The organism is Streptomyces bacillaris (assembly GCF_003268675.1).
Lineage (GTDB): Bacteria > Actinomycetota > Actinomycetes > Streptomycetales > Streptomycetaceae > Streptomyces > Streptomyces bacillaris.
The window spans coordinates 7,311,504-7,337,823 of sequence record NZ_CP029378.1 but is presented as its reverse complement, the minus strand read 5'-3'; the positions used below and the strand labels follow the sequence as shown (position 1 = coordinate 7,337,823).

Sequence of the window (26,320 nt, the reverse complement as noted above, 5' to 3'; positions counted from 1 at the left end):
TCGCCGGAAGCGTAGCTCCGTACGGTGGGTGCCGTCGGCTGCGTACGTTCACGGCATGGATCTCATCGAGGTGCTCCCCCACCGGCTGTACATGTTCCGCTTCCGGATCGGCCAGGCCTATCTCTGGCACGACGGCAACGGCGACGACGGCAACGGCGACGACGGCACGTCGGAGCTCACTCTCGTCGACGCCGGTGACATCGATGCGGCTCCGGCGATCGAGAACGCGGTACGGGGTCTGGGCCTCGCCCCCGCCCGGATCGCCCGCATCGTCCTCACCCACGGCCACCGCGACCACTACGGCGCGGCGCAGGAGCTGGCCGACCGCCACGGCGCCGAGATCCTCGCCCACCCGCTGGACGCCCCGGTGATCCGGGGTGAGCTTCCCGTACCGGAACCGGACCTCCTCGACTGGGAACGTCCGCTGTACGAGCACGGGTTGACGGTCCCCGAGGCCCCGCCCACCCGGGTCGACCGCGAGGTGGCCGACGGTGAGGTGCCGTTCGGCGGCGGGGCCCGGGTGGTCCATGCCCCCGGCCACACGCAGGGCTCCATCGCCCTCCATCTGCCGCGCCACGGGGTGCTGTTCACCGGGGACTGCGTGGCGGCGGTCGAGGAGGTGATGCTCGGCGTCTTCAACGTGGACCGGGCGCGGGCGCTGGAGACGTTCCGGCGGCTGGCCGCGCTGAAGCCCCGTACGGTCTGCTTCGGCCACGGCGACCCGCTGACGGAGAACGCGGCGGAAGTCATGCGGGCAGCGGCGGAAGCGGCGGCCTAGGACGTGCGTGCCGGGCGTCGCACGGCAGACGGCAGTTGGACGACAGCCCTGGGACGTGTCCGGCGCATGGGGTCCGCTCAGCCCACCGGGACGCCCGCCTCCAGGTTGAGAACCGTGGACCGTTCGCGCGCCCGCAGCGCCCAGCGCAGCCGCTCGTAGCGGGTGGGGGCAGCATCCCCGCCGCCTCCTGCTCGGTGACGAAGCGCCAGCCGCGCAGTTCGGAGCCGGGGAGCAGGAGCCGTGCGGCGTCCTCGGAACGCAGCAGGCCCCCGTCGAAGAGGAAGCGCAGCCCGCCGTAGCCGGGCGGGGAGGGCGGCTCCCAGTCGACGAGGAGCAGGGTGGGGACCCGGTCGAGCCGGAGCCCGGTCTCCTCGGCGACCTCCCGTATCCCCGCCTGGGCCGGGGGTTCGCCCTCCTCCACCACGCCGCCGGGGAACTCCCAGCCCGGCTTGTACGTGGGGTCGACGAGGAGCACCCGGTCCTGTTCGTCGAAGAGCAGCACCCCGGCGGCGACGGTGGCGGCGGTCGGCTGGGGGCTCTGGACGATCTCGCACGGCCCGGCGGCACCGGTGCGGACGGCCTCCGCGATGCGTTCGGCGGTCTCGCGCGGGGTGAGGGCGCCGTTGTCGACGACATGGGCGTCCTCGGTGATCCACCCGAGCGCATCCCGGTAGGGGCCGATGTGGTCGTACGCCCACCGGTTGACGCGCTCGCTCCGCTCCCGGTCCCCCGGGTGCTCCGCACGACCGGCTATCCGGCTGCGCAGGATCGTTTCCTCAGGTGAGAGCAGCACATGGCGGACCGGGATACGACGGGAGGCCAGCCCGCCGAATATCTCGTCCCGGTACTCCTGTCTCAGCAGCGTCATCGGTACCACCAGCACCCCGGGTGACTCCGCGAGCAGGGCGGCCGCCGTGTCCACCACCAGCCGCCGCCAGATCCTGAGGTCCTGGAAGTCGTCCACCTCGGCCAGCTTCTTCGGGGGCAGCAGCCCGCGCAGTCCGGCCCCGGTGAGTTCCGGGTCGTACAAGGTGCTGTTCGGGATCAGATCGATCAGTTCGCCTGCGACGCTGGACTTGCCCGCGCCGAACGCCCCGTTCAGCCAGACGATCACGGTTCCCCCTCTTCGTAGCCCCCTGTGGCTTGCCCGCAACACCCTGCCGGGGAAACCCCACCACGGCGACGGCGTTTCCGGGACGGGGCGATCCGGCCTGATTTGGGACGTGCGCCGGTACGGAGGCGGGGCGCGCGGCGGTACGACGTGGGGGGCAGGAGGTAGCACGAGGAGGGCACGGAGGCGACAGGGGGCGCGAGGGTGGTACGGGGGTGGGGCGCGGGGGCCGGGGCAGGCGCCGCGCCACCGCCCGCGCGCCGACGGGACGCCAAGTCCTCCCCGTGCGCCCTGTGTCGTGGTCAACCCCTGCCCGTACGCCCGGCGCCATGGTCAACCCCTCCCCGTACAGCCCGTGTCGCGGCCGGCCTCTCCGCCGTACGGCCCGTGTCGCGGTCAAGCCCTTCCCGTACAGCCCTGTCGTACTACTCGCATCTACGGGGTCAGCGCAGCGCGATCGCCGCGGCCGCCGCGCCGACCAGGCCCGCGTCGGTGCCCATCACGGCGGGCGCGATGTCGAGGCCCTGGACGAAGGAGAGCGTGGCGTAGTCGTGCAGGCTGCGGCGCAGCGGGGCGAATAGCACGTCCCCGGCGCCCGCCACTCCCCCGCCGATGACCGCGATGTCGATCTCGACCAGGGTGGCGGTGGCGGCGATCCCGGCCGCGAGGGCCTGGGCGGCCCGTTCGTACGAGGCGATGGCGACCGGGTCCCCGGCGCGGGCGGCGGCGGCCACCGCGGCGGCCGTGGTATCGCCGTCCGGGCCGGGGAACCAGCCGTCGGCCAGGGCGCGGCGGGCGATGTTGGGGCCGCTGGCGATGCGTTCGACGCAGCCGCGCGCGCCGCAGGGGCACGGGTCGCCGTCCAGGTCGACGCTGATGTGGCCGATGTGGCCGGCGTTGCCGGAGGGGCCGGGGTGGAGGGAGCCGCCGAGGACCAGGCCGCCGCCGACGCCGGTCGACACGACGAGGCAGAGCGCGTTGTCGTAGCCGCGCGCCGCGCCGAGCCAGTGTTCGGCCGCCGTCATCGCCACGCCGTCACCGACCAGGGCCACGGGCAGCCCGCCGATCGTCTTCTGCACCCGCTCCACCAGCGGGAAGTCTCGCCAGCCGGGGACGTTGACCGGGCTGACCGTCCCCGCGCCCGCGTCCACCGGTCCCGCGCTGCCGATCCCGGCCGAGCCCGCCCTCTCCCACAGCGGGGAGGCCGTCAGCTCGCCCAGGACCTCGTCCACGGCGCCCATCACCGCCTCGGCACCCTCCCGGGCGGGCGTCGGCCGCTGCGCCCGTACGAGAAGGGTGCCGTCGCCGTCGACCAGCGCGCCGGCGATCTTGGTGCCGCCGATGTCGAGCGCGGCGACGAGGTCGGTATGCATCGGTGTGGCTTCTCCGGTGGGTGAAGGGCGGGACCTGCGGGTTCAGTCAATAGTCTGCACAGTCTCTCTGGCCTTGACAACGTTGTCCAGGGCCTATGCTCGACGCCAAGGCCTCCGTTCGTGTCCGCAGCGGGCTCCGCGGACCGTCCGGAGGTGCCCGTTTGCCGCCCGAATCGCCGACCGCTCCCCTTCCTCCCCCGCCCGTATCCGACGACAGGACAGCGCACCGTGGACCGGACCACCCGTCATTCCGAGACCCGTTACGGCAACCGGCCGACCATGAAGGACGTGGCGGCCCGCGCCGGTGTCGGCCTCAAGACGGTCTCCCGGGTGGTGAACGGCGAGCCCGGCGTCACGCCCGACACCGAGCGCCGGGTACAGGAGGCGATCGAGGCGCTGGGCTTCCGCCGCAACGACAGCGCTCGCGTGCTGCGCAAGGGGCGTACGGCCTCGATCGGCCTGGTCCTGGAGGATCTCGCGGACCCCTTCTACGGCCCGCTGAGCCGCGCCGTGGAGGAGGTCGCCCGGGCGCACGGGGCGCTGCTCATCAACGGCTCCAGCGCCGAGGACCCCGAGCGGGAGCAGGAGTTGGTCCTGGCGCTGTGCGCCCGCCGGGTGGACGGGCTGATCGTGATCCCGGCGGGCGACGACCACCGGTATCTGGAGCCGGAGATCAAGGCGGGCATCGCGACGGTCTTCGTGGACCGCCCGGCCGGCCGGATCGACGCGGACATGGTGCTCTCCGACAGCTTCGGCGGCTCCCGCGAGGGGGTGGCCCACCTGATCGCGCACGGCCACCGCCGGATCGGGTTCATCGGTGACCAGCCCCGCATCCACACCGCCACCGAGCGTCTGCGCGGCTACCACGCGGCGATGGCGGACGCCGGGATCACCGTCGAGGACTCCTGGGTCTCCCTCGGCACGACCGACCCCGGCCGGGTCCGGGCCGCCGCCGAGGCGATGCTGGAGGGGCCCGAGCCGGTCACCGCGCTCTTCGCGGGGAACAACCGGGTGACGGTAACGGCGGTCCGGGTCATCGCCGAACGGCAACGGCCGGTGGCGCTGGTCGGGTTCGACGACATCGAGCTGGCCGATCTGCTCGGCATCACCGTCATCTCGCAGGACGCGGCAGCCGTGGGCCGCACCGCCGCCGAGCACCTGTTCCGCCGCCTCGACGGCGCCGACCACGCCCCGGCCCGGGTGGAGCTGCCGACCACACTGATCCCACGCGGCTCGGGCGAACTGCCTCCTGCGTGAGGGTGGTTGGCGGATGCCGGGGCTTCGTGCCGCCCGCGACGGAACTGCGGGACGTGCCCTGAGGGCAGCCACTGGAGCCGTCACTCCCTCCCCGCGCCGAACTCCCGCGTGAGCAGGGCCAGAAGCTGCGCGGGCGCGTCCTCCTGGATCGCGTGGCCCGCGTGCTCCACCCAGTGCAGCTCCGAGCCCGGGATCAGCGCGTGCAGTTGCTCACCGAAGGGCGGGGGCAGGAAGCGGTCCTCGCGCCCCCAGATGATCCGGGTCGGCACCGGAATGGCACCCAGCAAGTGCTGGAACTCGTCGGTGGCGGCCTGCTCAAGCTGCCCGTACTGCCGGTAGTACGCCGCCCTGCCTGCCTCCCCGCGCCAGGGATCGAGGTGGGCGGCGAGGACGTCCGGCCGGTAGCCGGAGTGGCTGGCGTACCGCAAGTGGCTCTCGGCCAGCGCCTCGTGCGCATATACGGGGAGCTGCTCGAAGACGCGGGCGTTCTCCCGTACGAGCCTGAAGAGGCCGGTCCCCCAGTCACCGCAGGCCACCGCGTCGACCAGGGTGAGATCTGCGTACCGGGCCCCCTCCAGCAGGAGCGCCCGCAGCGCCACGGCCCCGCCGATGTCGTGGGCGATCACCCGGGGGCGCTCCAGCCCCCAGTGGTCCAGGAGCCCGGTGAACGCCCGCGTCTGCGCCTCGAGCCCCACGTCCTGGCCGTCGCGGCGCTCGGAGCGCCCGTAGCCGAGCAGGTCGAAGAAGTGGACGCGGTGGTCCCGGGCGAGTGCGGGGGCGATCTCCCGCCAGATGAACGACGAGAACGGGGTGCCGTGGAGCAGGACGGCCGGGTCGCCCTCCCCCAGCACGCCCCAGCGGACCGCGCCGTCCGGGGTCTCGAAGGTCCTGGTCGGACGGACGTTCATGACACGCCTCCTGACGTCGGGGGCAGAACCCTGCCGGATTTTCGACGTTACCAGAGAAAGGATTATGTCGGTAACGTTGATAAGGTGGCGATCATGCGACGGAAACCGGCCCCGACGGAACTCGAACCGGTCGAGGTGTTCTGCAATACGGCGGTCCAGCTCCACGGCGAGGACGAGTTCGCCCGGCCGGAGACGGCGAGCAGGTGGCTGCGGGCGCACGGCCATCCGGAAGCGGTCGCCCCGCCCGAACTGGAGGCCCTCGCGGAGGCCCGGGAGACCGTACGGGCATTCCTCGTCGACCGTTCCTCGCCCGAGGCGCTCGACGCCCTCAACCGGCTCATCCGCTCGGTCGCGGGCGCCCCCGTCGTACGCCCCGATGGCACCCTCGCGCTGCACCCGGCCACCGACGAGCCGGTGGCACGGACCGTGCGGACGGTGCTCGAAGCGCTGTTGCGGGACGGCCTGACCGGACGTCACGCGGCGCGGCTCAAGGCCTGCGCGGCGCCGGAGTGCCGGTGGGTCTTCTACGACCGGGCCCCGTCGTCGAACGGCCTCTGGTGCGACATGGACGTGTGCGGCGCCCGGCACAAGATGCGCGCCTACCGGGCCCGTACGGGTGGATCCGGCGCACACCGGGACGGCTGAGGGCGGACCGCCGCGGACTGTTCCGGTGGCCGGGCTCGACTCCCCGTACCGCCTGGCCTCCGCCCCGACGGGGACGCTGCACATCGCGGACTTCGGCAACGACCGGGGGGAGCTGCCGGTAGGCGGCGGCCGGCGGACCCTGCCCGCCACGGACCTGTGCACCCCGGCCGGACCGGCCGTACCACCGCCGGGGCGCGACGCCCGCTCAAGGCGGGTACTGAAGGCGGGCCGCTACGGGGCCGTGACCGTCAGGTCGCCCCGGCGCGGCGAGGCGAAGGCGTCCAGGTCGGCGCGGGTAAGGCCGGTGAGCCGGGCGACCTCGGCGGTGTCGAGCGCGCCGCAGTCGATGCCGCGCAGCAGGTAGCCGCTGAGGGCCTTGGCGGTGGCGGGCTCGTCCATCACGTCACCGCCCGCCTTGGCGACGTACGCGGCGAGCCGGGCGGCCGCGGGCTCCAGGCCCTCCCGGTAGAAGGCGTAGACGGCCGCGTAACGCGTCGGGAGGTGGCCGGGGTGCATGTCCCAGCCCTGGTAGTACGCGCGGGCCAGAGCGCGGCGGGTGAGGCCGTAGTGGAGCCGCCAGGCCTCGTGGACCCGATCGGTCGGGCCGACGGGCAGGACGTTGGTGGAGCCGTCGGAGACGCGTACGCCGGTGCCCGCCGCGGCGACCTGCATGACGGCCTTGGCGTGGTCGGCGGCCGGGTGGTCGCTGGCCTGGTAGGCGGCGCTGACCCCGACGCAGGCGCTGTAGTCGAAGGTGCCGTAGTGCAGCCCGGTCGCCCGGCCCTGCGCCGCGTCGATCATGCGGGCGACGGCGGCGGTGCCGTCGGCGGCGAGGATCGACTGGCTGGTCTCGATCTGGATCTCGAAGCCGAGCCGCCCGGCGTCCAGGCCGTGGGCCTTCTCGAAGGCCTCGAGGAGTCGGACGAAGGCGGTGACCTGCTCGGGGTACGTCACCTTCGGCAGGGTCAGCACGAGCCCCTCGGGGAGCCCGCCCGCCTCCATCAGACCGGTGAGGAAGACGTCGGTGGTGCGGATGCCCCGGTCGCGCACCCCGGCCTCCATGCACTTCATCCGGATGCCCATGTACGGGGCGGCGGTGCCGTTCGCGTACGCCTCGGAGACCAGGCGGGCGGCGCGGGCCGCGGCCTCGTCCTCCTCGGCGTCGGGGCGGGGCCCGTAACCGTCCTCGAAGTCGATCCGCAGGTCCTCCACCGGCTCGCGCTCCAGCTTGGCGCGTACGCGGTCGTGGACGGGGCCCGCCAGTTCCTCCGGAATCCCGAGGACGGCGGCGAAGGAGGCGTCGTCGGGGGCGTGTTCGTCGAGGGCGGCCAGCGCCTGGTCGCCCCAGGAGCGGAGGGTGCCGGGTGCGAAGACGTCACCGGGGACGTAGACGGTGTGCACGGGCTGGCGGGTGCCGGGGTCGCCCGGGTAGCGGCGGGCCAGCTCCGCGTCGACCGCCGTGAGGGAGGCGCTGATCTCCTCGCTGACCGTGCCCGCGAGGCTCGTTGCCACCTTCTCCTGCTGACCCATGACCGTAACCCTCCACGCTCTCGCAGTTTCCGCTTCCCGGAATCAACAATCCGTATAGTGAATTTATAAGGCCGCTCGACCTGCGTCAATGGTGACCCGGAACGGCTCCGGGCCGCATGGTGGGGTTCACCGTGCGGCCCGGAGGGGTGGAGCGGGAGGGAAGGGGATCAGCTCTTGCGGTTGTTGATCTCTTCGGTGAGCTGGGGCACGACGGTGAAGAGGTCGCCGACGACGCCGTAGTCGACGAGGTCGAAGATCGGGGCCTCGGGGTCCTTGTTGACCGCGACGATCGTCTTCGAGGTCTGCATCCCCGCCCGGTGCTGGATCGCCCCCGAGATACCGGAGGCGATGTACAGCTGCGGGGAGACGGACTTACCCGTCTGGCCGACCTGGGAGGTGTGCGGGTACCAGCCCGCGTCCACCGCAGCACGCGACGCCCCCACCGCAGCCCCCAGGCTGTCCGCGAGGGCCTCGATCAGGGGGAAGTTCTCCGCCCCGTTCACCCCGCGACCGCCCGAGACCACGATCGCGGCCTCGGTCAGCTCCGGACGCCCGGTCGACTCACGCGGCGTCCGCGCAACCACCTTCGTCCCCGCCGCCGCCGCACCGAACGACACGTTCAGCGCCTCCACCGCACCCGCAGCAGCAGCCGGCTCGACCGGAGCCGAGTTCGGCTTCACCGTGATGACCGGAACACCCTTCGACACCCGGGACTTCGTGGTGAAAGAAGCGGCGAAGGCCGCCTGAGTGGCGACGGGACCCTCGGAACCGGCCTCCAGATCGGTGGCGTCGGTGATGATCCCCGACCCGATCCGCAGCGCCAGACGCGCCGCGATCTCCTTGCCCTCCGCGGAGGACACCACCAGCACCGCCACCGGGGAGACCGCATCGAACGCGGCCTGCAGGGCATCCACCTTCGGCACCACGAGGTACTCCGCGAACTCGGAGGCATCCGCCGTCAGGACCCGCACGGCACCGTGCTCGCCCAGCACCCCGGCGGTCGCTTCGGCACCCGCACCCAGGGCGACGGCGACGGGGTCACCGATACGGCGGGCCAGCGTCAGCAGCTCCAGGGTGGGCTTGCGGACCGCACCGTCCACGTGATCGACCAGAACAAGAACATCAGCCATGACAACGCACTCCAGACACAGAGACAGAAGAGACAGAAGAGAGGGAGGGAATCACCCGGGGGCGGGGCTCAGATGAACTTCTGGCCCGCGAGGAACTCGGCCAGCTGCCTGCCGCCCTCACCCTCGTCCTTCACGATCGTGCCCGCCGTCCGCGCCGGCCGCTCCGCCGCCTCGTCCACAGCCGTCCACGCACCCTCCAGACCGACCTCGTCCGCCTCGATCCCCAGATCATCCAGATCCAGCGACTGAACCGGCTTCTTCTTCGCCGCCATGATCCCCTTGAACGAGGGGTAACGCGCCTCACCGGACTGGTCGGTCACCGACACCACCGCCGGCAGCGACGCCTCGAGCTGCTCCGATGCCGTGTCACCGTCACGCCGCCCGCTCACCACACCGCCGTTCACCGCGACCTCGGACAGCAGCGTCACCTGCGGCACACCCAGACGCTCCGCCAGCAGGGCCGGGAGGACGCCCATGACACCGTCGGTCGAGGCCATCCCGCAGATCACCAGGTCGTAACCGGTCTTCTCGACCGCCTTCGCCAGCACCAGCGACGTCCCCATCACATCCGTGCCGTGCAGATCGTCGTCCTCGACATGGACCGCCTTGTCCGCACCCATCGACAGAGCCTTGCGCAGCGCGTCCTTCGCGTCCTCCGGACCCACCGTCACCACAGTGATCTCCGCGCCGTCCGCCCCGTCCGCGATCTGCAACGCCTGCTCGACCGCGTACTCGTCCAGCTCCGACAACAGACCGTCCACATCCTCACGGTCCACCGTCAGGTCATCGGCGAAACGCCGGTCACCGGTCGCGTCGGGCACATACTTCACACAGACAACGATCCTCAAGCTCACGCCGGCTCTCCTACTGCATCGTCATTTCTGGGCTGCCTTGTTGCACGCAGCATAGGCGCCTTACAGGGCCGTTTCCGGCCGGGCCGACCGAGGCCCCGCCCGATATTACTCGCCAGTACACCCAGTCTCTTACCCCTGAGCAAGCGCTCCGCACTGTGACCTTGCCTACGGCGGAAACGGTCCTGCACGGCGCGCTCGCACGCGCTCAGTCTCGCAGAGCCGTGAACCGTCCCTGGTGGTAGACCAGCGGCCGGCCGGCCCCCGAGGGGTCGCCCGCCACGGCCTCCGCGATCACGATGCGGTGGTCGCCCGCCGGGACCCGGGCCACGACCCGGCAGACCAGCCAGGCGGAGACGCCGGCCAGCAGCGGAACGCCTTCGGGGCCGCTGCTCCAGTCGGTGGACGGGCCGAAGCGGTCGGCGCCGCTGCGGGCGAAGGTGGCGGCCAGCTCCTGCTGGTGCTCAGCGAGTATGTGGACGCCGACGTGTTCGGCCTCGGCCAGCACCGGCCAGCTGGAGGAGGACGTCCCGATGCCGAAGGAGACGAGCGGGGGCTCGGCGGCGACGGAGTTGAGCGAGGTGGCGGTGAAGCCGACCGGCCGGTCCCCGGCGGCGGTGATCACCGCGACGCCCGCGGCGTGGCGCCGGAAGACCGAGCGCAGCAGCTCGGGCGAGGCCTTGAGGACGGGGGCGGGAGCGAGTTCGGGTGAGGCCGTCATGGAGGTGTCCTTCTGCGAGGAGGGCGTACGGGGCCGTGGTTGCTCAGGCACCCGGACAGCGCGCACTCGCGTGGCGTGCGAGGTCCACGTGGACCCGGCCGTAGAGAAGGAGTTCTGGCGGCATAGCGTCAGACTGACGATGCGTGGCGGGTGCAGTCAAGTGCGTCCCGGAATGTGGGAGATGTGTCACGGTCCGTCATATGGCCCGTCCCAGCGCCGCGACGACGTCGGCGGTACGGGGCTGGCCCGAGGCGCGCCGGACCACTTCGCCCGCGCTGTCGAGCACGAGGACGGTCGGGGTCCGCGTGATGTCGAGCTGCCGTACGAGCGTGAGATGCGCCTCGGCGTCGATCTCGATGTGGGCGACCCCGTCGACCATGGCGGCCACCTCCCCGAGGGTGCGGCGGGTGGCCCGGCACGGCTGGCAGAAGGCGGTGGAGAACTACACGAGTGTGGCCCGTTCCCCCAGTTCCGCGCCGAGTTGGGCCGCGTCGAGCCGCTGCGCGGGTGTTCCGCCGTCCACGTGTCGCCTCCTGGTCCAGAGCCCTTCGCAAGGAGTCAGCACCGGCCGGCCGCAGGACATTCCCGCAGCTCGGAGGCGACGCCCACGTGACGAGAATCTCGCCGCCCGGGCCCACCGGGACTGGTCACGGGCCCGCACATGGGGCACCATCGCCACAATGCCGAAAACCTACGGCTGCGTAACTTCCGCCGGGAGAACCCTCCCCAGGCACTGAAGAAGGGTCTTCCCCAGATGGCAGAACTCGTCTATCGACCGGTCATCGGCGCCGCTCGCACCATGTTCAAGGCGCTCGACCTGAAGATCGACACTCAGGGTTCGGAGCACATCCCGAAGACCGGCGGCGCGGTGCTGGTCAGCAACCACATCAGCTATCTCGACTTCATCTTCACCGGTCTGGGCGCCCTGCCGCAGAAGCGGCTCGTCCGCTTCATGGCGAAGGAGTCGGTCTTCCGGCACAAGGTCTCCGGTCCGCTGATGCGCGGGATGAAGCACATCCCGGTCGACCGCAACCAAGGCGAGGACGCGTACGCGCACGCCCTGCGGTCGCTGCGCTCCGGTGAGATCGTCGGCGTCTTCCCCGAGGCGACCATCTCCCAGTCGTTCACGCTGAAGAGCTTCAAGTCGGGTGCCGCGCGCCTCGCCCAGGAGGCCGGGGTCCCGCTGATCCCGATGGCGCTGTGGGGCACGCAGCGGATCTGGACCAAGGGGCGCCCGCGCAACTTCAAGCGCAGCCACATCCCGATCACCATCCGGGTCGGTGAGCCCGTGGAGGCGCCCGCCGACCAGTACGCGGGGGCGATCACCCGGCGGCTGCGGGAGCGCGTGCAGGAGCTGCTGGAGGCGGCGCAGCGGGCGTATCCGGTGCGGCCGAAAGACGCGAGTGACACGTGGTGGGTGCCCGCCCATCTCGGCGGTACGGCCCCGACGCCCGCCGAGGTCCGCGAGCGCGGCTGATCCCGGCCGCCCTCATGACCTGAGCGTGGCCACTCCCACGGCCTGAGCGTGGCCACTCCCACGGCCTGAGCGGCACGTCTAAGGCCGTGAGAGGCATCCTGAGCCCCCGGCGCACCCCGCCGGGGGCTCAGAGCTGCGTGGGGAGCATCCGCCACAGCTCCGTACGGTCCTGGGCGCTCCGCAGCGCGTGGAGCACGGCGGCGGGCGGGGTGGCATGGAGGGCCGGGTAGTCGATCTCGCCCAGTTCCTCGCGTACCGCCCAGGCCAGCCGCTCGGTGTCGAGCGAGAACCGCGCGTCGACGCCCGGCCTGTTGCCCCGGGGGTCCACCCGTGCCCAGCGGTCGCGGCCGGGGAGCCGGAGCGCGACCAGACCGTGGACCACGGGGTTCGTGCCGTCGTCGGTGAGCCGCTGGTAGCAGAGCCCGGCGGGGACGGCGTGGGCCCGGAGCAGTGCGGTGAGGGCGATGGACTTGGCGTAGCAGATGCCGGTGCGGGTGGCGAGGACGTCGGAGGCGCGCCAGGTGACGCGCGGATCGCCCGAGTCGGCGGAGTGCGGGATGGTGTCCCGTACGTACGCGAAGGCGGTACGGGCGTATGTGTATGCGTCGTCCGCCCTGCTCGCCAGCTCCGCCGCCACGCCTCTCACCTGCGGGTGATCGTGGTCGATGGCTTCGTCGGCGGCCAGGTAGGCGGCGATGTCCGGGGTCTGCTGGATCAGCTCCATGGCCCCGGAGCGTACGGAAGCGGCCGACCGGAGATCAATCGATTTCCGGTCGGCCGCATATCCATGCGAACAGTTGGGCGTCCGCTACCGCGCCATCTCTTCCTTCAGCGCCTGGAGGAAGGCGTCCACGTCGTCCTCGCGGGTGTCGAAGGAGCACATCCACCGGACGTCGCCCGCGGTCTCGTCCCAGAAGTAGAAGCGGAAGCGCTCCTGGAGCCGCTCGCTGACCGCGTGCGGCAGCCGGGCGAAGACGGCGTTGGCCTGGACCGGGTAGAGGATCTCCACACCGTCGATGGCGCGGACGCCCTCGGCGAGCCGCTGGGCCATGGCGTTGGCGTGCCGGGCGTTGCGCAGCCAGAGGTCCTTGGCGAGCAGCGCCTCCAGCTGGACGGAGACGAAGCGCATCTTCGAGGCGAGCTGCATGGAGAGCTTGCGCAGATGCTTCATCGCCCGGACCGCGTCCGGGTTCAGCACGACGACGGCCTCGCCGAACAGGGCGCCGTTCTTCGTGCCGCCGAAGGAGAGCACGTCGACGCCGACCGTGTTGGTGAACGTCCGCATCGGCACGTCCAGGGAGGCGGCCGCGTTGGCTATCCGGGCCCCGTCGAGGTGCACCTTCATGCCGCGCTCGTGGGCGTGGTCGCAGATGGCGCGGATCTCGTCAGGGGTGTAGACGGTGCCCAGCTCGGTGTTCTGGGTGATCGAGACGACCTGCGGCATGGCCCGGTGCTCGTCGTCCCAGCCGTACGCCTGCCGGTCGATCAGCTCGGGGGTGAGCTTGCCGTCCGGCGTGGGTACGGTGAGGAGCTTGAGGCCGCCCATCCGCTCGGGCGCGCCGCCCTCGTCCACGTTGATGTGCGCGGACTCGGCGCAGATGACCGCGCCCCAGCGGTCGGTGAGCGCCTGGAGGGCCACCACGTTGGCTCCTGTGCCGTTGAAGACCGGGAAGGCCTCGGCGGTGGGGCCGAAGTGGCTGTGCATGACGCGCTGGAGGTGGCCGGTGTAGTCGTCCTCGCCGTAGGCGACCTGGTGGCCGCCGTTGGCGAGGGCGATGGCCGCGAGGATCTCGGGGTGCGCGCCGGCGTAGTTGTCGCTCGCGAACCCGCGCACCTGCGGGTCGTGGTGGCGGCGCGCGTCGGTCCTCACGGTTGCGGGGTCAGCCACAGGCGCTTTCCGTTCACTTCGGGGGCGGGCCGGTCCCAGACGCCGGCGATGGCCTCGGCCAGCTCCTTGACGTCGGTGAAGCCCGCGAACTTCGCATTCGGGCGCTCGGCGCGCATGGCGTCGTTCACCAGTGCCTTGACCACCAGGATCGCAGCCGCCGCGGCGGGGCCGTCGTCGCCCCCCTCCTTGCGGAAGGCGTCCGCGAGGGCGAGGGTCCAGGCCTCGGCGGCGGCCTTGGAGGCGGAGTAGGCGGCGTTGCCCGCGGTGGGCTTGCCGGCGCCCGCGGCGCTGATCAGCAGATACCGGCCCTTGTCGCTGCGCTGGAGAGCCTCTTGGAAGGCGAGCGAGGTGGACTGGACGGTGCGGATCAGCAGCTTCTCCAGGGTGTCCCAGTCCGCGAGGCTGGTCTCCTGGAAGCTGGGGCTGCCGCGCCAGCCGCCGACGAGGTGGACCAGGCCGTCGATCCGCCCGAACTCGGCCTCGGTCCGCTTGGCCCAGTCCCGGGCCGCGTCGAGGTCGAAGAGGTCGACGGTCTCGCCGGTGACGGTCGCACCGCCGTGGGCGTAGCGGGCGGCGTCCACCGCTTCCGCGAGCCGCTCGGGGTTGGCGTCGCAGCCGACGACGGTCGCACCGGCCTCCGCGAGCCGCAGCAGCGTCGCGCGGCCCGCGGGCCCCGCCGCTCCGGCGACCGCGATCACAGCACCTTCGAGCACACCTGTCCCCTCGCCCTTGCCTGTTCCGTTCATGGCCACCGCCTCCTCAGGAGATGCGTTCACGCGGCTGCCTTCTCGGCGCTCGCGGCGGTAATTCCCTTGGCGGAGGCAATCACGTGCTTCAGCTTCTTGGCGAGCGCCTCATAGAACATGCTCAGGGGAAACTCGTCCGGAAGCACGTCGTCGACGAGCTTGCGAGGGGGCTGAGTGAGGTCGAGGGCGTCGGGACCCTTGGCCCAGGTGGATCCGGGGTGCGGGGCGAGGTAGGTGGAGACCAGGTCGTAGGCGGCGAACCAGTGGACCAGCTTGGGGCGGTCGATGCCGTCGCGGTAGAGCTTCTCGATCTCGGCGCAGAGCTGGTTGGTGACCTGCGGGGCACGCTCCCAGTCGATCTTCAGGGTGTTGTCGGTCCAGCGGACGACATCGTGCTTGTGCAGGTAGGCGAAGAGGAGCTGGCCGCCGAGGCCGTCGTAGTTGCGGACGCGGTCGCCGGTGACCGGGAAGCGGAACATCCGGTCGAAGAGGACGGCGTACTGGACATCGCGGCCGTGGCTGTTGCCCTCGGCCTCCAGCTTCACGGCCTCCTTGAAGGCGGTGAGGTCGCAGCGCAGCTCCTCCAGGCCGTACATCCAGAACGGCTGGCGCTGCTTGATCATGAACGGGTCGAACGGCAGGTCACCGTGGCTGTGGGTGCGGTCGTGGACCATGTCCCACAGGACGAACGCCTGCTCGCACCGCTTCTGGTCGCCGACCATCTCGCGGATGTCCTCGGGCAGCTCCAGGCCGAGCAGCTCGACGGAGGCCTCGGTGACACGGCGGAAGCGGGCGGCCTCGCGGTCGCAGAAGATGCCGCCCCAGCTGAAGCGCTCGGGGGCCTCGCGCACGGCGATGGTCTCGGGGAAGAGGACCGCGGAGTTGGTGTCGTAACCGGCGGTGAAGTCCTCGAAGGTGATCCCGCAGAAGAGGGGGTTGTCGTAGCGGGTGGCCTCGAGGTCGGCGAGCCACTCGGGCCAGACCATCTTCAGCACGACGGCTTCGAAGTTGCGGTCCGGGTTGCCGTTCTGCGTGTACATGGGGAAGACGACCAGGTGCTGGAGGCCGTCGACCCGGTTCCGCGCGGGCTGGAAGGCGAGCAGCGAGTCCAGGAAGTCCGGTACGCGGAAGCCGTCGGCGGCCCAGCGGCGCAGGTCGGTGACGAGCGCACGGTGGTAGGCGGCGTCGTGCGGCAGCAGCGGGGAGAGCTCCTCCACCGCGCCGATCACGCGCTCCAGGACGCGCTCGACATCGGCCGGGGACGGGGCGCCCTCGGCATCGAAGTCGATGGAGCCGTCCTTGGACTGCCACGGGCGAAGCTCCTCGACGGCATCCCTGAGCGCGGGCCACGCCGGGTGCTCGACCACCCGCGGGGCAGCAGCTATCGCGCCTTCGGTGGCATCGTGCACAAGAATTTCCGTCATAACACTTCCTCCACGGGAGAACCTCGCGTGCAGTCACCGTAGCCGCGCCGGGTTACTTCACACAAGTGAAGACCCGAAAATTATCCTGCCGACCCCCTATGGTCACCGCTGTTTTTCCTGTCGTATGCCGGGTAGGCGGATAGTTCCCACTGCCCTCCCTCCCTCCGGCCCATCGGGCCCGCACGGCGGCAGACATCCATGGCCCCGGCCGCTACCCTCACCGGTGCCGTCTTGCCGTATCTCCTTCCGTATCTCCTTGCGGGCACGAGCAGTTGGCGGGCAGCCGCCGACGGGAACGAGGTCGCCTTGTCATTTCTCACCCTGGGCCATCGCGGCGTGATGGGCGTCGAGCCCGAGAACACCCTGCGCTCCTTCGTCCGCGCGGAAGAGGCGGGGATGGACGTCATCGAGCTGGATCTCCACCTGAGCAAGGACGGCGCGCTCGCCGTGATGCACGACGCGGACGTGGACCGGACGACCGACGGCACCGGGCCCATCGCGGGCAAGACCCTGGCGGAGCTGCGGGCGCTCGACGCCGGGCAGGGCGAGCGGGTCCCGGTCTTCGAGGAGGTCCTGGACGCGGTGAAATCCCCGCTCCAGGCCGAGATCAAGGACGTGGCGGCGGCCCGCGCGCTGGCGGACGTGCTTCTCGCCCGCGACCTGGTCGAGCGGGTTGAGGTCTCCTCGTTCCACGACGAGGCCGTCGTGGAGATCGCCCGGCTGGTGCCGGGGGTACGGACGGTCCTCGTCGCCAGCCACTGGAGCGGGGACATCGTGGAGCGGGCGAAGGCGGCGGGCGCCCAGAGCCTGGCACTGAACATCCGCCGGCTGACCCTGGAGGTGGTGGAGCTGGCGCACGCGGAGCGGGTCAAGGTGATCGGCTGGGTGGTGAACACCCAGGACCACCTGCGCCTCGCCCGGGCCCTGGAGCTGGACGGCGTCACCACGGACTTCCCCGAGATCCGCCGCACGGGCCGCTTCACGGCCTGAAGCCGGGGCGGGGGCGGGGCCCCGGTGGGGGGACTGGAGGCCTGAGACTGGCGGCCGGGGCCGGAGGTCGGGGGCGTACGGAACCCGAGGCCCCGGGAGCCGGAGGCCTGAGGCCGACGGCCGGCGGCCGGGGGCGGAGGGTACGGGGCCAGGGACGTACGGAACCCGGGGCCCGGGGCCTTGTAAGCCCGGGCCCGGAGGCCTGAGGCCCGGGTCCTGGCCTCTAGAGGGCTTCGATGTTCTTGACCAGGAGTTCGAAGGCCAGGTCGTCCCGCTGCGGGATGCCGAAGCGCTCGTCGCCGTACGGGAACGGCGTGAGCTGCCCCGTACGCCGGTAGCCGCGCCGCTCGTACCAGGCGATCAGCTCCTCGCGCACCGAGATCACCGTCATGTGCATCTCGCGCACGCCCCAGCTCTCCCGGGCCGTGCGCTCCGCCTCCGCGATGATCACCTTGCCGAGGCCGCCGCCCTGGGCGCCGGGGCGGACCGCGAACATCCCGAAGTACGCCGCGTCGCCACGGTGCTCCAGCTGGCAGCAGGCGATCAGTTCGCCGTCGCGCTCGACCGCCAGCAGCCTGCTCGCGGGAGCGTTGATCACCGCGCGCACACCCTCCTCGTCGGTCCGCTGCCCCTCCAGGAGGTCGGCCTCCGTGGTCCAGCCGGTGCGGCTGGAGTCGCCCCGGTAGGCGGACTCGATGAGCGCCACCAGCGCCGGGGCGTCCGCGTCGGTCGCGTCGCGGAAGGTCAGGCGGGCCGAGCCGGGGGGCGTGGCGGTGTCCATGGGGAAACGCTCCGTTCTCTGCTGCTTCGCTGCTGCTCGCCGCGTGGGGTGCACGCGTGCGGGTCGAGAGTAACGCGACCCGGAGCGCCCCTCCCGGGCCCCGGCGCACCCCCTTCACGCCCCCACGCGCCGGGTTCGGCGGCCCGGGCCTGGGCATCGACCAGAACGGTGCCGTACGCCGCCGCGCGCGGTTTCGTGGCCGTACGCCGCCGCACTGGGCTGTACGTCCGAGGGGGAGGTTCGCCGTGCACGGAGGGGCCCTGGCCGGCTGGCTGATGGTGGCGTTGTGCGCGGTGAGCGGCGCCTACTGCCTGCTGCGCACCCGCACCGGCACCCCGCAGGAGCGCCGGACCGCGCGCAGCGAGGCGCTGATGGGGTTCGGCATGGCGGCGATGGCCCTCCCCGCAGCGGTGCTGACGCCTCCGGAGTGGGCCTGGGCGGTGTACGGGGTGGTGTTCGGCGCCGCCGCGCTGCGGGCGCTCCGGTGGGCCCGGCACGGCGGCCACCATCTGCACCACCTGGTGGGTTCGCTGGCGATGGTCTACATGGCCGTGGCGATGGCCCCGGGGGTGGCGGGCGCGGGCGGGCACGCCGGGCACGGGGCGGTTGGGGACGGCGGCATGGGAGGCGCGGGGGGCCTCCCCCTGCTGACGGGGGTGCTGCTCGTCTACTACGCGCTGTACGTGCTGCGCTCGGCCGGGCACCTCATACCGGCGGGGACAGCAGTGGCCGGCTTCGCGGGCGGGAGTGCGGAAGGGATCGTACGGGGCGGTTTCGGAGGCGGTCCGGGCGGTGTCCCGGGCGGCCCGGCGGGCGGGGGGACCGAGCTGACGGCGGCCTGCCGGCTGACGATGGGCCTCGCCATGTTCGCCATGCTTCTCACCCTGTGAGACGGATCGTGGGACAGAGGCCTTCCAAACCGTGGTCTACGTCACTTGCCGGGCAGAGCCGTACCCGTGGATCGCCCGCCCCTCATAGGCTGACGTCATGCTGGTCTCCCTCGCGCTGCTGCTGCTCGGTGCACTGACCGCTCTGGTGACCCCGCGCCTGATGGCCCGGGCCCGGTGGCCGGAGCGGGAACCGGTGGTGGCGCTGTGGGTATGGCAGTGCGTGGTGGCCGGGGTGCTCGTCTCGTTCGCGCTCTCCATGGTCTTCAGCGCGGCCGCCGCCTGGCAGGCGGTGCGCGGCCATGTCTTCGCCCCCGCCCCGCACGCGGTGGTCGAGGCGTACGCCCTGGCCGCGTACGGGCCCTGGTCGGCGGTGATCGCGGTGCTGCTGGCGTTGGGCGGCCTGTGGAGCGGCGCGATGCTCCTGCGCGAGATCCGGCGCGCGCGGCGGCGGCGCAAGCAGCGCCGGGCGGAACTGCTGGTCCGCGCCCCGCTGATGCCGGGCGAGGAGCCCGGTGCCGACCGTCTCGTGGTGCTGGAGGGCGCGCGCCCGGACGCCTGGTGGCTGCCCGGCGCGGCGCCCCAACTGGTCATCACCACGGCGGCGCTCGGTCGGCTGAAGGGCCGTCAGCTCGATGCCGTGCTCGCCCATGAGCAGGGCCATGCGCAGGCCCGCCACGACTGGCTGCTGCACTGCTCTTCGGCGCTGGCCAACGGTTTCCCGCAGATCCCGGTGTTCGCCGCGTTCCGCGACGAGATGCACCGGCTGGTGGAGCTGGCCGCCGACGACGTGGCCTCGCGCCGCTTCGGCCGGCTCACGACCGCGCTCGCCCTGGTCGGGCTCAACGAGGACCGCGGGGTCTTCGGGCCTTGCCCCACCCCGGACGCCCAAGTGCCGCTGCGGGTCAACCGGTTGCTGGCCCCGGTCGACCGGCTGACGGCGGGGCGGCGGCTGCGGCTGACGGCGGCGGCCGCGCTGGTTCCGGTCATCCCGGTCGTGGTGGCCTTCGTCCCGGGGCTCCGCGCGCTGGGCTGAAAGCCTGGGGGCGCCGACCGGCCGACGCGGCGCCGAACCGGCGAACCTGCCGAACCGGCCCGGAATTTCGTGCTCCGGGTTGGCCATGCGGCGGTGGCGTCCGCGAGGATCGGCCCATGTACTCCCCCCACATCACCCGGCCCGCCCCCTCCCCCCGCCCCACGGCCGCGCTGGCCGCCGGGATCGCGGGCACGGCCCTGTTCGTGGCGCTGCTCGCCCTGGTGGTGGCGCAGTGGTCCCCGCTGATGGCCCTGGACCGTACGGTCGCCGACGGCCTGCACCGGCACGCGCTGGCCGACCCCGGACAGGTCCGGGTCAACCGGGTGCTGACGGACTGGTTCTGGGACCCCTGGACGATGCGGGCGCTGGTCGCGGTGGCCGTGGTGGTCCTGTGGTGGCGCGGTGCCCGGCGGCTCGCCCTGTGGGTGGCGGCGGCCAGTCTGCTCGGCTCGCTCCTCCAGCAGGGGGTGAAGGCGGCCGTCGACCGTGACCGCCCGCGCTGGCCGGAGCCGGTGGACACGGCCCACTTCGCGGCCTTCCCCTCCGGGCACGCCATGACGGCCGTGGTGAGCTGCGGACTGCTCCTGTGGCTGCTGCGGCTGTACGGGGCCGGTCCGGCGCTGTGGGCCGGTTCGGTGGGGGTGGCGGCGGTCTCGGTGGCCGGGGTGGCGGTGACCCGGCTGTATCTGGGGGTGCACTGGCTGACCGATGTGGTGGGCGGGGTGCTGCTGGGCGTCGCGGTGGTGGCGTTCGCCGTCGCCGGGTACGCGTGGAGCGTGAGCCGACGGGAGGCAGAGCCCGTAACCCGTGGAGCGTGAGCCGACGGAGGGCGGAGCCCGTAACCCGTGGAGCGTCAGTCGGTGGAGGGTGAGCCCGTGGCGGCCCAAGGGCCGCCCGTAACCCCTCCAGGGCCCGGAGTGTGACCGAGATCCCGCCCCGAATCCCCGCTGTGTGAGGGATATCCCGTCCCGCGAGGGGTCGGATCATCGGATCGGGGCCGTAGCCTTGTATCCATGTCCCCGATGTCGTCGTCGTCCGTTTCCACGCGCTCCGCCACCGAAGTCAACGCGGACATCCGCGGCCTGTGGCAGCGCTCGGGCGGCTACCTGTCCCCGCAGGACGAGGCGGAGTACCAGCGTCTGCTGGTGGAGTGGGCCGCCGCGACCGGCGCCGGCGCCCGTAACGCCCGTACCGGCGTCTGAGCCCCTGACGAGCCGTATCCCCGGGAGCGCGCCTGACTCCGGCGATCCCCCGCGTCGCCGGATCCAGGCGCGGCCTACAGCATGTCCCTGCCCCGCCTCATCGGTCAATGAATAATCTGCGTCGCACGCGCATGCACACGCACTGATGGGGCCGGTGTGTACCGGCCCCATCAGTGGGGCGTGCTCGGCGGAGTACGTGCCCTGCCCTCGATCAGCGGGCGAAGTAGTCCGGCTGCGTCTGCACGTTCAGCTCGTCCAGCTTGACCCGTTCGGCCGGGTCGGTGCGCTTGTCCGTCAGCTTCAGTACGTCGAAGCCCTTGGCGATGTCGCTGGAGTAGATGTGGCCGTTGTAGTAGTACGTCGACCAGGGGCCGGCCGTGGTGACCTGGCTCAGCGTGACCGGGCCGCGCTCGAAGAAGGCGATCTCCCTCGGCTTGGAGGAGTTGGTGAAGTCCCAGACGGAGATACCACCCTGGTACCAGGCCTGGACCATGATGTCGCGGCCCTTCACCGGGATGATCGAGCCGTTGTGGGCGACGCAGACCTCGACGTCGGCCTGGTGGCGGTCGATCTTGAAGTAGCTGCGGAAGACCAGCTTGCGGTGGTCGCCCTTGCCCACGATGTCGTAGATGCCGTTGGCACCCCGCTTGGGCCCGATCTCCTCGTTGCAGGTGGCCGCGCCGCCGCCGCCGAGCTCGTCGGTGAAGACAACCTTCTTCGCACCCTGGTTGAAGGTGGCCGAGTGCCAGAACGCGAAGTTCACGTTGTCCTGGACCCGGTCGATGATCTTCGGGCGCTCCGGGTTCTTGATGGAGAACAGGATGCCGTCACCCATGCAGGCACCGGCCGCGAGGTCCTGGGAGGGCAGGACCGTGATGTCGTGGCAGCCCGACGTCTTGGTGACGCCCGGGTTCTCCGGCGCTCCCGGGTTGCCGCCGTCCGGGAAGAGGACCGAGAAGTCCACGAGACGGGCCTTCTGCGGCGCCTTGAGCGGCACCTTGATGATGGAGATGCCGTCATGCGGCGGCCGGCAGTCGGGGAACGCCTCGTTGGGGCCGTAGGAGGAGACGTAGATGTAGATGTTCTTCTTCGTTTTGTCCGGTACGAGGGTGTGCGTGTGCGAGCCGCAGGCGGTCTCGACGGCCGCGATGTACCGGGGGTGGCGCTTGTTGCTGATGTCGAAGATCTTCATGCCCTCCCAGGAGGACTTCTCCGTGGCGGGCTGGGTGGTGCTGGAGCAGGAGTCGTCGCTGCGCGAGGAGTCGGTGGAGAGGAACAGCAGGTTCCCGGAGACCGAGATGTCGTTCTGCGAGCCGGGGCAGAGCACCTCGGAGACGGTCTTCGGCTTCTTCGGGTTGCTGATGTCGTAGACGACGAAGCCGTCGTAGTTGCCGACGTAGGCGTACTTCCCCTGGAACGCGAGGTCCGTGTTGGTGCCCTTCAGGGCGCCCTTCGGGACGTTCGTCAGGTGCTTGATGTTGGAGCTGTGGACGATCTCGTCCACGCCCGGTATGTCGCCGCCGCGGATGGCGGCGCGGGCCTCGGCCTGCTGACTGGTCGTCACGGAGCCGCGTTCGAGCGGGACGTCGCCCGGGTCGGGTGTCGCCGCTGCGGGGGCGGCCGTCAGCAGCGCGGCGAAGAGCCCGGCCGCGGCTGCCGCCACGCCCAGACGTCTGCGCCGCACGCGGGTGGTGTGCAACGAGATCACTGCGTCCTCCCTTGTATCCGTTCGGGGTTCGAACGGTTCTCGGACCCCGGCAGTATCGTCCCTCTCATGTACACATCAACAGATGGCAACAGAGACGTAATGAAGTTTTTGATCTTCGCCCCCGAGGAAGCGTGCTAGGAACGGTCTGCAACACACCCATGTGGCACAGGAGGTCGCCGTGTTGATCCACCGCCCGTCCGCCCGGCTGCGCACAACCGCCCTCGCGGCGGCGGTCGTTGCCGCCGTCCTCACCCTGGGCGGCTGCGACGACGGCGGCGACGCCACGAAACCGGCCGCGGGCAAGGACACAGGTCCGGGGGTGGTGGCCCCCGGCAGACCGGGCGAGCCGGCCAGGACGCTCACCGCCGAGGAGGCGGCGAAGGAGGCGAGCAGGGACACCGCGAACTCCGCCGACTTCCGTTACGCGCAGATGATGATCGAGCACCACGCCCAGGCCCTCGTGATGACCGAACTCGTCCCGGAACGGGCCTCGTCCACCTCCGTGAAGAACCTCGCCGAGCGCATATCCGCAGGCCAGAAACCGGAGATCGGCGCGATGGAAGGCTGGCTGAAAAGGAACGGCGCCGAGGACCGTGAACAGCCGGAGCACCATGACCACGGCGGAATGCCCGGTATGGCGACCGAGGAGCAGCTGAAGGAGTTGCGCGCGGCGCGGGGCAAGACCTTCGACCGGCTCTTCCTGGAGCTGATGATCACCCACCACCAGGGGGCGATCACCATGGCCACGGAGGCGCTCTCCGAGGGGAACGACGTGTTCGTCGAGGAGATGGCGAGCGATGTCGTCGCCTCGCAGACCGTGGAGATCAACCGGATGCGTGCGCTGATGACGTGAGCGGGGGCTGCTCGGTGCGCGCGCTGGACGCCGGTGTCGGCGCCGGGCAGCGTGCAGGAGGCGCGCAGTACGCGATCCGGCCGTCGGTGCGATGCTGGAAGCACCCTCCGAAAAGAGGTGTGCCGTGCTGCGAGTCGCCGTCGTCGGTTCCGGTCCCAGCGGGGTCTACACCGCCCAGGCCCTGCTGAACCAGTCGCTCGTGCCCGAGGTCCGCGTCCACGTCCTGGACCGGCTGCCCACCCCGTACGGCCTGGTGCGGTACGGGGTCGCGCCCGACCACGAGAAGATCAAATCGCTCCAGAACAGCCTGCGCGCGGTCCTGGAGGACGAGCGGGTCACCTTCGTCGGCCATGTGCAGATCGGCGGGGCGGACGGCGTCCCTCCGGCCCGGCTCGCGGAGCTGTACCACGCGGTGGTCTACTGCGTGGGGGCCGCCGCCGACCGCCCGCTCGCGGTGCCGGGCGAGGAACTGCCGGGGAGCTGCTCCGCCACCCGGTTCGTCTCCTGGTACAGCGCGCATCCGGACTCCGCCCCCGACGACTTCGCCCTGCGGGCCCGCTCGGCCGTGGTCATCGGGGTCGGCAACGTGGCGGTCGACGTGGCCCGGATCCTGGCGCGCGGTGCCGACGAGCTGCGCGCCACCGACGTCCCCCGGGCCGCGCTCGGGGCGCTCGCGGGCAGCCGGGTGCGCGAGGTGCACATCGTGGGGCGCCGCGGCCCCTCCCAGGCCCGGTTCACCACCAAGGAACTGCGGGAACTGGGCGCGCTGCCCGGCGCCCGGATCGTCGTCGACCCGGCGGAGCTGGCGCGGGACCCGGCGTACGCGGCCCCGGACGGGCTGCCGCTGCCGGCGGTGGTCCGGCGGAACCTGGAGGTGCTGCGCCGCTGGGCGGTACGGGGAGAGCCCGCGCCCTCCGGGCCGGTGTACGGGCCGTCCGGGGCGGCACACGGTCCGTCCGAAACCGTGTACGGCCCGTCCGGGGCGGCGTACGACGGCGTACGACGGATCCGGCTGCGGTTCTTCCTGCGCCCCGTCGAGCTGCTGGAGCGCGGGGGCAGGGTGGCGGGGGTGCGGTTCGCCCGTACGGTCCCCGACGGCGCCGGTGGCGTACAGGACACGGGAACGTACGAGGACATCGAGGCCCAGCTGGTGCTGCGGGCGGTCGGCTACCGGGGCGTGGAGCTGCCCGGGCTGCCCTTCGACCCGGTGCGCGGGACGGTGCCGCACGCGGCGGGGCGGGTGCTGCGGGACGGGGTGCCCTCGCCCGGGCAGTACGTCGCCGGGTGGATCAAGCGCGGACCGACCGGGGTGATCGGGTCGAACCGGTCCTGCGCCAAGGAGACCGTCGCCTCGCTGATCGAGGACGCGCCCCTGCTCGCCCGGCGGCCCGCCGCCGACGACCCGCTGGCCGTGCTGCGGGCGTGGGGGCAGCGGCCGGTGGAGTGGGACGGCTGGCTCTCGATCGAGCGGGCGGAGGAGGCCCTGGGGCGCTCGCTGGGGCGGGGGCCGGTGAAGATCCCCGACTGGTCCGGGCTGCTGGCGGCGGCCCGGGGCGAGGAGCACTGAGGGCCTGCCGCCTCGGAGCGGTGAAGGCGCCCTGGCCGGCGGGGTGAAGGTCCCGGTCTCACTCGCGGGCCGCCACCACGAGGCGGGCGCGCGGGGAGCCGTCGGGGCGCTGCCCCAGATCGGTCAGGGCCCTCAACTCCACGGTGAAGCCGGCGTCGGTGAGGTCGTCGAGCACATCGGAGAGCCGGAACGTGCGGTAGTACATGATGAACTTCGGGCGCCACACGGCGTTGCGCACCCGCATCGCCGCGTCGAAGCCGAGGAGCGACCAGTAGGCGCGCGACCCCACGGCGGGCGGGGCCCCGATCGGGAAGACGAACCGGCCGCCCGGCCGGAGCGACCCGTACACCTCCGCGAAGAGCCCGAAGCGGTCCGCGGGCAGGAAGTGGCCGAACGCGCCGATGCTCAGGGCGAGATCGAAGCCCGGGGCGAACGGGAGGGCCAGGGCATCGGCCCGTACCCAGTCGACCGCCGGTCCGCCCTCCCCCGGCGGCAGCGCCGCACGGGCCTCGGCCAGCATGCCCGCGCTGAAGTCGACCCCGACCACCCGCTCCCGGCACACCTGCCGCAGCACGCCCACGCCCGCGCCGGTCCCGCAGCAGACGTCGAGGCCGGTGCCGAAGGGGCCCAGCGGCTCCAACGCGCGGGTGACGCTGTCGAGTACGCGGTCCGGGGTCCGGTAGGGCGTGTGGTCGAACTTGGGGGCGAGGAGGTCGTAGCCGCGCTCCGTCGACGAGAGCGCCTGGACGGCCAGTTCGCGGAGGGTGGGGCCCTGTTTGGTGAACATCGCGGCCAGCCTATCGAGGGCGGGAGCGGCCCGGAGGCCGAAGCCGTCGCCTCCCGGGGCGCATCGGCGGGCGGACCTGCGGCCGAGCGGGTCAGCGGGTGCCGGGAAGCCGGCGCCTGAGGGTGATCGCGGTGTTGACGTCGTAACTCTGGGTCCAGGTCCGGCCCTCGACGGACTTCCAGGTGATGTGGGCCGTGGAGCCGTCGGTCCTTGCGCCGTCCACCGTCATGGGGCGTTCCCCGTCCCGTACGTCACCGCGGCGCAGTTCGTCCGCCCGGACGGTGACGGGCCCCTCGGCGGACGCGTTCTCCGCCTCCTCGGCCGCCCGGACCAGCGCAGCGGCCAGCTCCCGGGCCGCCGCCGGGGTGCACGACCAGCGCAGCTCGCCCGTCGACGGCGACGGGGCTGGCGCCGGCGACGGGGCTGGCGCCGGTGACAGCGTTACGGAGACACGGGCGTCGGCCCCGGTCTCTTCCGGGACCACGGCGGTCTCCACCCCCACCGGTACGTCGTGGTTCTCGGCGTCCGTGAACGTGAACCCGCTGCCTGCCGTCATCGTGCGCTCCCTGTCGGTGTGTGCCGCTCCAGCATCGCAGCCGCGCCGGAGATCCCCGAACCGGCCGTGAACAGGGGAATCCGGTTGTGCGGGCGTCGACTCCGCCCGTAGTTT

25 protein-coding genes and 2 pseudogenes are annotated in these 26,320 nt (G+C 72.0%); 11 read left to right on the top strand and 16 right to left on the bottom strand.

Translation table 11 applies throughout. The features are described 5' to 3' along the window. Positions 1-55 precede the first annotated feature (55 nt). Positions 56-778 (top strand): MBL fold metallo-hydrolase, encoded by a 723-nt coding sequence (locus DJ476_RS32040; RefSeq protein ID WP_112492151.1) that lies wholly within the window; start codon positions 56-58, stop codon positions 776-778. 77 nt (positions 779-855) lie between these two features. On the opposite strand, the pseudogene DJ476_RS32035 reads toward DJ476_RS32040, so the two are convergent. Both DJ476_RS32035 and DJ476_RS32030 read right to left on the bottom strand, forming a co-directional pair. Further along, positions 856-1,892, bottom strand: a pseudogene (locus DJ476_RS32035) (NUDIX domain-containing protein). Between the two features lie 440 nt (positions 1,893-2,332). Next, on the bottom strand, positions 2,333-3,262 hold the full coding sequence (locus DJ476_RS32030) for an ROK family protein (protein ID WP_103419196.1): 930 nt from the start codon (positions 3,260-3,262) through the stop codon (positions 2,333-2,335). A 228-nt stretch (positions 3,263-3,490) separates the two neighbouring features. On the opposite strand from DJ476_RS32030, the gene DJ476_RS32025 reads away from it, so the two are divergent. Continuing rightward, on the top strand, positions 3,491-4,519 hold the full coding sequence (locus tag DJ476_RS32025; RefSeq protein ID WP_103419197.1) for a LacI family DNA-binding transcriptional regulator: 1,029 nt from the start codon (positions 3,491-3,493) through the stop codon (positions 4,517-4,519). Between the two features lie 80 nt (positions 4,520-4,599). Here the strand turns inward: DJ476_RS32025 and DJ476_RS32020 are convergent, their stop codons facing one another. Then, positions 4,600-5,427: an alpha/beta fold hydrolase gene (locus DJ476_RS32020; protein WP_103419198.1), complete on the bottom strand. Its 828-nt coding sequence runs from the start codon at positions 5,425-5,427 to the stop codon at positions 4,600-4,602. A 93-nt stretch (positions 5,428-5,520) separates the two neighbouring features. On the opposite strand from DJ476_RS32020, the gene DJ476_RS32015 reads away from it, so the two are divergent. Next, entirely contained in the window at positions 5,521-6,072 is a 552-nt protein-coding gene (locus tag DJ476_RS32015; protein ID WP_112492682.1) for a CGNR zinc finger domain-containing protein, read from the top strand. 231 nt (positions 6,073-6,303) lie between these two features. On the opposite strand, the gene DJ476_RS32010 is transcribed toward DJ476_RS32015, so the two are convergent. From DJ476_RS32010 to DJ476_RS31990, 5 genes and pseudogenes are all read right to left on the bottom strand, one after another. Further along, on the bottom strand, positions 6,304-7,602 hold the full coding sequence (locus DJ476_RS32010; protein ID WP_112492150.1) for a DUF6986 family protein: 1,299 nt from the start codon (positions 7,600-7,602) through the stop codon (positions 6,304-6,306). Positions 7,603-7,769: 167 nt separating this feature from the next. Next, positions 7,770-8,732, bottom strand: a complete 963-nt coding sequence (locus DJ476_RS32005; protein ID WP_112492149.1) for an electron transfer flavoprotein subunit alpha/FixB family protein — start codon at positions 8,730-8,732, stop codon at positions 7,770-7,772. Positions 8,733-8,800: 68 nt separating this feature from the next. After that, a complete protein-coding gene (locus tag DJ476_RS32000; RefSeq protein ID WP_103421934.1) occupies positions 8,801-9,586 on the bottom strand; it encodes an electron transfer flavoprotein subunit beta/FixA family protein in 786 nt (261 codons plus the stop codon). 205 nt (positions 9,587-9,791) lie between these two features. Next, positions 9,792-10,304, bottom strand: coding sequence for a flavin reductase family protein (locus DJ476_RS31995; protein WP_103421837.1), 513 nt, complete (start codon positions 10,302-10,304; stop codon positions 9,792-9,794). A 196-nt stretch (positions 10,305-10,500) separates the two neighbouring features. Further along, a pseudogene (locus DJ476_RS31990) lies at positions 10,501-10,827 on the bottom strand (TlpA family protein disulfide reductase). 231 nt (positions 10,828-11,058) lie between these two features. On the opposite strand from DJ476_RS31990, the gene DJ476_RS31985 reads away from it, so the two are divergent. Then, positions 11,059-11,781 carry a lysophospholipid acyltransferase family protein gene (locus DJ476_RS31985; RefSeq protein WP_070202756.1) on the top strand — a complete coding sequence of 241 codons (723 nt, stop codon included), beginning with the start codon at positions 11,059-11,061 and terminating at the stop codon, positions 11,779-11,781. A gap of 127 nt (positions 11,782-11,908) precedes the next feature. Here the strand turns inward: DJ476_RS31985 and DJ476_RS31980 are convergent, their stop codons facing one another. From DJ476_RS31980 to DJ476_RS31965, 4 genes are all read right to left on the bottom strand, one after another. Next, positions 11,909-12,505 carry a transglutaminase-like domain-containing protein gene (locus DJ476_RS31980; protein ID WP_112492148.1) on the bottom strand — a complete coding sequence of 199 codons (597 nt, stop codon included), beginning with the start codon at positions 12,503-12,505 and terminating at the stop codon, positions 11,909-11,911. An 84-nt stretch (positions 12,506-12,589) separates the two neighbouring features. Further along, positions 12,590-13,651 carry a threonine aldolase family protein gene (locus DJ476_RS31975; RefSeq protein WP_208623789.1) on the bottom strand — a complete coding sequence of 354 codons (1,062 nt, stop codon included), beginning with the start codon at positions 13,649-13,651 and terminating at the stop codon, positions 12,590-12,592. After that, entirely contained in the window at positions 13,648-14,415 is a 768-nt protein-coding gene (locus DJ476_RS31970) for an SDR family oxidoreductase (protein WP_103421834.1), read from the bottom strand. The genes DJ476_RS31975 and DJ476_RS31970 overlap by 4 nt, the downstream gene beginning before the upstream one ends. Before the next feature lie 26 nt (positions 14,416-14,441). Beyond that, complete coding sequence (locus DJ476_RS31965) at positions 14,442-15,839, bottom strand: DUF6421 family protein (protein WP_112492147.1); 1,398 nt, start codon at positions 15,837-15,839, stop codon at positions 14,442-14,444. 339 nt (positions 15,840-16,178) lie between these two features. On the opposite strand from DJ476_RS31965, the gene DJ476_RS31960 reads away from it, so the two are divergent. Then, positions 16,179-16,829, top strand: a complete 651-nt coding sequence (locus tag DJ476_RS31960; protein ID WP_112492681.1) for a glycerophosphodiester phosphodiesterase — start codon at positions 16,179-16,181, stop codon at positions 16,827-16,829. A 223-nt stretch (positions 16,830-17,052) separates the two neighbouring features. Here DJ476_RS31960 and DJ476_RS31955 read toward each other — a convergent pair whose 3' ends face one another. Continuing rightward, on the bottom strand, positions 17,053-17,610 hold the full coding sequence (locus DJ476_RS31955) for a GNAT family N-acetyltransferase (protein ID WP_112492146.1): 558 nt from the start codon (positions 17,608-17,610) through the stop codon (positions 17,053-17,055). A 245-nt stretch (positions 17,611-17,855) separates the two neighbouring features. Between DJ476_RS31955 and DJ476_RS31950 the strand changes: the two genes are divergently transcribed. From DJ476_RS31950 to DJ476_RS31935, 4 genes are all read left to right on the top strand, one after another. Continuing rightward, on the top strand, positions 17,856-18,500 hold the full coding sequence (locus DJ476_RS31950) for a DUF5134 domain-containing protein (protein ID WP_112492145.1): 645 nt from the start codon (positions 17,856-17,858) through the stop codon (positions 18,498-18,500). A 97-nt stretch (positions 18,501-18,597) separates the two neighbouring features. Beyond that, positions 18,598-19,533 carry a M56 family metallopeptidase gene (locus tag DJ476_RS31945; RefSeq protein ID WP_112492144.1) on the top strand — a complete coding sequence of 312 codons (936 nt, stop codon included), beginning with the start codon at positions 18,598-18,600 and terminating at the stop codon, positions 19,531-19,533. A 116-nt stretch (positions 19,534-19,649) separates the two neighbouring features. Then, positions 19,650-20,351: a phosphatase PAP2 family protein gene (locus tag DJ476_RS31940; protein WP_112492143.1), complete on the top strand. Its 702-nt coding sequence runs from the start codon at positions 19,650-19,652 to the stop codon at positions 20,349-20,351. Positions 20,352-20,555: 204 nt separating this feature from the next. Continuing rightward, positions 20,556-20,735 (top strand): hypothetical protein, encoded by a 180-nt coding sequence (locus DJ476_RS31935; RefSeq protein WP_018492407.1) that lies wholly within the window; start codon positions 20,556-20,558, stop codon positions 20,733-20,735. 211 nt (positions 20,736-20,946) lie between these two features. On the opposite strand, the gene DJ476_RS31930 is transcribed toward DJ476_RS31935, so the two are convergent. Next, complete coding sequence (locus tag DJ476_RS31930; RefSeq protein WP_103421828.1) at positions 20,947-22,443, bottom strand: LVIVD repeat-containing protein; 1,497 nt, start codon at positions 22,441-22,443, stop codon at positions 20,947-20,949. A 160-nt stretch (positions 22,444-22,603) separates the two neighbouring features. Between DJ476_RS31930 and DJ476_RS31925 the strand changes: the two genes are divergently transcribed. Together DJ476_RS31925 and DJ476_RS31920 are read left to right on the top strand one after the other, a co-directional pair. Continuing rightward, positions 22,604-23,296, top strand: coding sequence for a DUF305 domain-containing protein (locus DJ476_RS31925; protein WP_181006715.1), 693 nt, complete (start codon positions 22,604-22,606; stop codon positions 23,294-23,296). 124 nt (positions 23,297-23,420) lie between these two features. Then, positions 23,421-24,863: an FAD-dependent oxidoreductase gene (locus tag DJ476_RS31920; protein ID WP_112492142.1), complete on the top strand. Its 1,443-nt coding sequence runs from the start codon at positions 23,421-23,423 to the stop codon at positions 24,861-24,863. Between the two features lie 58 nt (positions 24,864-24,921). Here DJ476_RS31920 and DJ476_RS31915 read toward each other — a convergent pair whose 3' ends face one another. Together DJ476_RS31915 and DJ476_RS31910 are read right to left on the bottom strand one after the other, a co-directional pair. Beyond that, on the bottom strand, positions 24,922-25,650 hold the full coding sequence (locus DJ476_RS31915; protein ID WP_103421826.1) for a class I SAM-dependent methyltransferase: 729 nt from the start codon (positions 25,648-25,650) through the stop codon (positions 24,922-24,924). Between the two features lie 91 nt (positions 25,651-25,741). Next, positions 25,742-26,206, bottom strand: coding sequence for a hypothetical protein (locus DJ476_RS31910; RefSeq protein ID WP_112492141.1), 465 nt, complete (start codon positions 26,204-26,206; stop codon positions 25,742-25,744). Positions 26,207-26,320: the final 114 nt, after the last annotated feature.

Excerpts from the sequence above, each read along its gene's own strand:
- DJ476_RS32040 (WP_112492151.1), top strand. The coding sequence starts at position 56 with ATGGATCTCATCGAGGTGCTCCCCCACCGGCTGTACATGTTCCGCTTC.
- DJ476_RS32030 (WP_103419196.1), bottom strand. The coding sequence starts at position 3,262 with ATGCATACCGACCTCGTCGCCGCGCTCGACATCGGCGGCACCAAGATC.
- DJ476_RS32020 (WP_103419198.1), bottom strand. The coding sequence starts at position 5,427 with ATGAACGTCCGTCCGACCAGGACCTTCGAGACCCCGGACGGCGCGGTC.
- DJ476_RS32015 (WP_112492682.1), top strand. The coding sequence starts at position 5,521 with ATGCGACGGAAACCGGCCCCGACGGAACTCGAACCGGTCGAGGTGTTC.
- DJ476_RS32010 (WP_112492150.1), bottom strand. The coding sequence starts at position 7,602 with ATGGGTCAGCAGGAGAAGGTGGCAACGAGCCTCGCGGGCACGGTCAGC.
- DJ476_RS32005 (WP_112492149.1), bottom strand. The coding sequence starts at position 8,732 with ATGGCTGATGTTCTTGTTCTGGTCGATCACGTGGACGGTGCGGTCCGC.
- DJ476_RS31995 (WP_103421837.1), bottom strand. The coding sequence starts at position 10,304 with ATGACGGCCTCACCCGAACTCGCTCCCGCCCCCGTCCTCAAGGCCTCG.
- DJ476_RS31985 (WP_070202756.1), top strand. The coding sequence starts at position 11,059 with ATGGCAGAACTCGTCTATCGACCGGTCATCGGCGCCGCTCGCACCATG.
- DJ476_RS31980 (WP_112492148.1), bottom strand. The coding sequence starts at position 12,505 with ATGGAGCTGATCCAGCAGACCCCGGACATCGCCGCCTACCTGGCCGCC.
- DJ476_RS31970 (WP_103421834.1), bottom strand. The coding sequence starts at position 14,415 with ATGAACGGAACAGGCAAGGGCGAGGGGACAGGTGTGCTCGAAGGTGCT.
- DJ476_RS31965 (WP_112492147.1), bottom strand. The coding sequence starts at position 15,839 with ATGACGGAAATTCTTGTGCACGATGCCACCGAAGGCGCGATAGCTGCT.
- DJ476_RS31960 (WP_112492681.1), top strand. The coding sequence starts at position 16,179 with ATGGGCGTCGAGCCCGAGAACACCCTGCGCTCCTTCGTCCGCGCGGAA.
- DJ476_RS31955 (WP_112492146.1), bottom strand. The coding sequence starts at position 17,610 with ATGGACACCGCCACGCCCCCCGGCTCGGCCCGCCTGACCTTCCGCGAC.
- DJ476_RS31945 (WP_112492144.1), top strand. The coding sequence starts at position 18,598 with ATGCTGGTCTCCCTCGCGCTGCTGCTGCTCGGTGCACTGACCGCTCTG.
- DJ476_RS31940 (WP_112492143.1), top strand. The coding sequence starts at position 19,650 with ATGTACTCCCCCCACATCACCCGGCCCGCCCCCTCCCCCCGCCCCACG.
- DJ476_RS31935 (WP_018492407.1), top strand. The coding sequence starts at position 20,556 with ATGTCGTCGTCGTCCGTTTCCACGCGCTCCGCCACCGAAGTCAACGCG.
- DJ476_RS31915 (WP_103421826.1), bottom strand. The coding sequence starts at position 25,650 with ATGTTCACCAAACAGGGCCCCACCCTCCGCGAACTGGCCGTCCAGGCG.
- DJ476_RS31910 (WP_112492141.1), bottom strand. The coding sequence starts at position 26,206 with ATGACGGCAGGCAGCGGGTTCACGTTCACGGACGCCGAGAACCACGAC.